A 4,546-nucleotide genomic window follows, 5' to 3' on the forward strand; every position below is an offset into this window, starting at 1 on the left:
ACTTGATCGGCCTCTTGGCGCAGATGCGTCGTATAAATGCCACCGAAGGGGCGCAGAACTTCTGCTAGCGATACCAGTTCTGCCATCGGCGCGTCCCGGCTCGGCGGATAAGCGAGCCCACTGGACAGGCCCCAGGCCCCGGCGGCCAGCGACTGCCGCAGCCGGTCTTGCATGGCGCTCACTTCAACTGGTGTCGCTGCCCTGTCGAGCCGGTCCATCACCCCGGCCCGTAACGTCATGTGACCGATCAGGGCGAGGGCGTTTACGGCAGGCGGCTGGTCCCGTAAGGCGTCGGCATAGTCGGCAAACGTTGGGAAGCGAAACCCGCGCGCGTCGCCCAGTAAATCCAGTGGCGGAACCGGGGGAGCCGATAGGGTGAGCGGCGCAAGGCTAATGCCGCAATTGCCGACAATCACACTGGTAACGCCCTGATGGATTTTCGGGGTCATATCGGGGCTGTGGAGCAGCAGCGCATCATCATGGGTATGCACGTCGATAAAGCCCGGCGCGATCATCATGCCGCTCGCGTCGATCTCGTCATGGCCCCGCCCCGGCAGCGGATGGGCGATGGCCGCGATGCGGTCGCCGGTTACGGCCAGATCGGCGCTGAAGCGGGCCTGTCCCGATCCATCAAGGATCGTGCCGCCGCGAAAGATAAGATCATACTCGGGCATAGCGGGTCCTTTCACGGCCCGTATTGGGTCGCGCCTGTGACGGAAAACAGCAGCGGATTTAGGCGGTTCGGTTCAGTTTTTTGCGCTCGTGCCAAGCCCGGCCCGCCTGCACCAGGGCCATGAGCCCGACGGATGCGAACAAGATCAGCGTGGAGACGGCAGCGATCACTGGGGAAACGTCGAAATCGATATCCTCGAACATTTTGCGGGTCAGCGTTTTGCCCGCCGTGCCGGAGAGGAAGTAGGACACCACGGCTTCATCGAGCGAGGTGATGAAGGCAAACACCGCCCCGGTGAGAATCGCGGGCCTTAGCAGCGGTAGCGTTACGAACGTAAACGCCAGCACGGGCGAGGCCCCCAAACTTAAGGCCGCCATTTCCAAAGAAGGATCGAGCCGTTGCAGCGCCGCCGAGACGGTGAGCACGACGAACGGCACGCAGAGCACCACATGGGCGATCACCAATCCCGTCAGCGATCCCGTCAGGCCCCAGTGGGAAAAGGCGAGATAGAGGGCAACGGCCAGAATGATATGGGGAACGATCATCGGCGCGAGCACGAGGGATTTTATCACTCCCCGCCCAATGAAATTGCCCCGCACCAAGATCAGCGCCGTCACCGTGCCGATGGCCGTGGTGATGAGCGTGCTGATAACGGCGATCTTTAGGCTAAAGCCAATGGCTTCTTGCCAGTCGGGATCGGTAAAAAAAGCGGCATACCATTGCAGCGACCAGCTTTTTGGCGGAAAGGCCAAATATTTTTCACCGCTGAAGGAAAGCGGGATCACCAGCACGGTTGGCAGAATCAAGAACAGCAGGATCAGAACGGCAACCCCCGTTAGGGCAAGTGTTGCTAGCGGATTATCCAGCGGTGAGCGGGCGCGCATGATGGGCTCCTTCCCTAACTGACTTTGCGATCAAGGCCGAGGAAACGGCCAAAGAGCGTGACGATGATGAGGGTGATGACCAGCAGCACGGCAGACAGCGCCCCGGCGAAGGACCAATCGAGCACCTGCGTGGTCTGCTGGCCAATCAAGGTGGCGATGAAGAGCGTCTGCGGGCCGCCAATCAGGGCGGGAGTCACATAGAAGCCGATGGCGAGAATGAAGGTCATCAGCACCCCCGCATAAATGCCGGGCAAGCTGAGCGGCAGCGTGACCAACCAAAAGCTGCGCCAACGCCCCGCCCCCAAATTGCGCGCGGCGAGGGTTAAATCTGCCGGAATGGATTTGAGTGCCCCATAGATCGGCAGAATAACGAAGGGTAGCAGCACGTGGGTCATCGCCATCATCACGGCACCTTCCGTGTACAGCATCTTCAACGGGCTTTCGATGATCCCCAGCGCTTGCAGCCAGTCGTTCACGATACCCTTGCGCTGCAACAGGACGATCCAGGCGTAACTGCGGATCAGCACGCTCGTCCACAGCGGGACCAGCACGCAGGCTGCGACCGCAACCGCCCAAATGCCCTTCATCCGCGCCATCAGCATCGCGACCGGATATCCAAGCAGCAGTGTGGCGATGCTCACGACAAAGCTGATCCACAGCGTGCGGAGCATGACGCGAACATAAAGGCTTTCTTCGATCACGCGGGCGTAACTGCGTAAGGTGAACTCTGGCGCAAATACGCTTTCTTTCAGCAAGCCGATAATCGGCAGCAGGAAGAAGGTGGTCATCAGCGCCAACACGGGGGTCAGCAGAAGCAGCGAGACGGGCCAGGAAAAGCCGCGCGCACTGCTGCCGCGCCAGAGTTTCGCCCAACGCCCGGTGGGTGCTGTTGGAGGGGCAAGCGGTGGGGAGAGGCTCATTGCCCGTCCTCCCCGAAAAACAGTGCGGCGTCGGGTTGCCACGTCAGCGTAACCGTTTCGCCCATCTGCGGTGGCGGCGTACTGGCGGCTTGGCGGATTGTGATCAGCGGTTGATCTTGCGGGCCGTGGGTTGGCCTTACCGTGAGCAGGCGGGTTGCCCCGGCAAAAATAATCTCTTCCACCCGGCCCGTCAGCCCTTCGCCTGTGCCGGGGGTGACCGTAAAGCCCTCGGGACGCAGCGAGATGTGCACGGCATCCCCCGGCTTTGCCAAGGTTTCACCGGCGCTGGCCATAACCATCGTGCCGTCGGCAAGCTGAAGCTGGCCCCGCCCGTCCGTTTGACCCACAAGCGTTGCCGCCAAGAAATTCGTCTCGCCGATGAAGTTCGCAACGAAACGGGAGCGCGGACGATTATACAGCTCGTCGGGCGTGCCCACCTGCACCAGCTTGCCCCGGTTGAGCACGGCGATACGATCGGCCATCGTCAGCGCTTCTTCTTGATCGTGGGTGACGTAGATCACCGTTGCGCCCAAGGCCCGTTGCAGGTGCTTGATTTCGCTTTGCATCCGTTCGCGCAGCTTCTTATCCAGCGCGCCGAGGGGCTCATCCATCAACAGCAGCGGCGGCTGATAGACAATCGCGCGGGCAAGGGCCACCCGCTGTTGTTGCCCGCCGGAGAGTTGCGCCGGAAGCCGGTGCCCAAGATCGGTAAGGCCAACCGTATCCAGCGCCTCATCGGCTTTTCGGTGCCGCGCCTCCTTCGGCACGCCGCGCATCCGTAGGGGAAACGCTACATTGTCGCGCACGGTAAGATGCGGAAAGAGTGCATATTTCTGAAAGACCATGCCGATATCGCGCTTGTTTGGCGGCAGCCAAGTAACATCGCGCCCATCAATCGCAATTCGCCCGGCATTGGGCGATTCAAACCCAGCCAGGGTCATCAACAGGGTGGTTTTTCCAGAACCGCTCGGGCCAAGCAGGGCGAAAAACTCGCCTTCGGCAACATTGAACGACACATCATCGACAACTTTGAGCGGCCCATAGCTTTTATCTAGCTGATGAACCTCGATGGCCCCTCCCCGCACGGTAACGCGCCGGGCGGCAGAGGGCGAAAGGGGCGAGGCGGCGGTGGACATGGGAAAACCCCGGTATCGGTGGATGGGATTGCCCGATCATGAAATACGTATTTCACGATTCTTGCAATAAATAATTCAAAAAAAATGTTTTAAGAAAAGTTAATTTCATATCGGACGATCAGCCGCAAAAATGCTGTCGCTTACTCCCAACGAAAAGGCGGATCGGCTGAAGAACAGCCGATCCGCTGAGGAGGTTAGTGGGTCACACGGAAGATAAAGAGAAGAGTCTTAAGCTTACTGAGCAAGCCACTGGTTCCAGCGTTCCAGCACTTTTGTGCGGTTTTCTGCAACCCACGTGGCATCGATAACCGCCATTTTCGCTGCATTCTCGGGGAAGGCGGCATGATCGGCCAGTTCTTCGCGGCTATAAAGGCCGAGAACTTCTTTGTTCGCCGTGTCGTAATAGAACTGCTTGGCGAAGGCGAGGTGCGCTTCTGGGCGCGCCACGAAATAATCGAGGAATTTAATCGCGTCGTCGCGTTTGCCGCTGCCTTTTACCATGGCCCATAGTGCAACGTTAGGCACCGCGCCGTTCCACTCTACCGCCAGCGGTTCGCCCTGGCCCTTGAGTAGAAGGGCTGAGCCCGACCACATCATGGACAGGGTGACTTCGCCGCTGCGGAGCAGTTGCATGGCTTGATCGCCGGTGCGCCACCACGCGCTGACGGCGGGGCGGATTTCGCTCATTTTCTTGAAAGCGCGGTCAAGATCGAGCGGAAACAGCTTGTTGGGCGCAACGCCATCGGCCATCAGCGCCGCCATCAACGGCCACCAGGGCGCGCCGGAATTGGGCATGGCGCGTGGGCCAGGAAAGCGTTTCGTATCCCAAAACTCCGCCCAGGTTTTCGGGCCGCCTTGCGGGAATTTGGTAGTGTTGTAAACGATGTTCACGCCGCCTGCCGAGCGCAGAAAACCATTGCCGAGGCAGGCCCC

General features: G+C 60.1%; 5 protein-coding genes. All 5 read right to left on the reverse strand.

Annotated features, from left to right (window positions below):
* Window positions 1–674, reverse strand: a 674-nt coding sequence (locus ACIQ36_RS18570; RefSeq protein WP_395832104.1) for an amidohydrolase family protein, incomplete at its 3' end; no start/stop codon positions are given.
* Window positions 675–732: 58 nt separating this feature from the next.
* Window positions 733–1,557 carry an ABC transporter permease gene (locus ACIQ36_RS18575; RefSeq protein WP_395832106.1) on the reverse strand — a complete coding sequence of 275 codons (825 nt, stop codon included), beginning with the start codon at window positions 1,555–1,557 and terminating at the stop codon, window positions 733–735.
* Between the two features lie 14 nt (window positions 1,558–1,571).
* On the reverse strand, window positions 1,572–2,477 hold the full coding sequence (locus ACIQ36_RS18580; RefSeq protein ID WP_395832108.1) for an ABC transporter permease: 906 nt from the start codon (window positions 2,475–2,477) through the stop codon (window positions 1,572–1,574).
* Window positions 2,474–3,613: an ABC transporter ATP-binding protein gene (locus ACIQ36_RS18585; RefSeq protein WP_395832110.1), complete on the reverse strand. Its 1,140-nt coding sequence runs from the start codon at window positions 3,611–3,613 to the stop codon at window positions 2,474–2,476. The genes ACIQ36_RS18580 and ACIQ36_RS18585 overlap by 4 nt, the downstream gene beginning before the upstream one ends.
* Window positions 3,614–3,847: 234 nt before the next feature.
* Window positions 3,848–4,546 (reverse strand): extracellular solute-binding protein (locus tag ACIQ36_RS18590; protein ID WP_395832112.1); only part of this gene is annotated, 699 nt, incomplete at its 5' end.

It is taken from the genome of Elstera sp., from assembly GCF_044372965.1.
In the GTDB taxonomy this organism is placed as follows: domain Bacteria; phylum Pseudomonadota; class Alphaproteobacteria; order Elsterales; family Elsteraceae; genus Elstera.